Origin of the sequence: Burkholderia sp. SIMBA_051 (genome assembly GCF_046534915.1) — a bacterium.
GTDB classification, from domain to species: Bacteria; Pseudomonadota; Gammaproteobacteria; order Burkholderiales; family Burkholderiaceae; genus Burkholderia; species Burkholderia ambifaria.
Window position 1 is genome coordinate 1 of the sequence record NZ_JAWRXS010000650.1, and the last position, 249, is coordinate 249.

Annotated in this window: 1 protein-coding gene; it reads left to right on the forward strand. The window is 69.9% G+C overall.

The window, feature by feature from the left end; genetic code table 11:
- Positions 1-36: 36 nt before the first annotated feature.
- Positions 37-249 (forward strand): metal ABC transporter solute-binding protein, Zn/Mn family (locus SB771_RS36085; RefSeq protein ID WP_410722173.1); only part of this gene is annotated, 213 nt, incomplete at its 3' end.

Sequence of the window (249 nt, forward strand, 5' to 3'; positions counted from 1 at the left end):
TTTCGCGCCGGGCCTGAACCCTCAAGGAGATTCACCATGCCTTCCCTCTTCCCGGCGCTGGCGCGCCGCCGTGTCATGCTGGCCGCGGCCGGCCTGTGGCTGTCCGCCGCTTTCGGCTCGGCGCACGCGGCCGAGCCGTTGCCGGTCGTTGCCAGCTTTTCGATCCTGGGCGACATCGTGCAGGAAGTCGGCGGCGCCGACGTTCAGGTGAGCACGCTGGTGGGCCCGGACGGCGATGCCCACGAATAC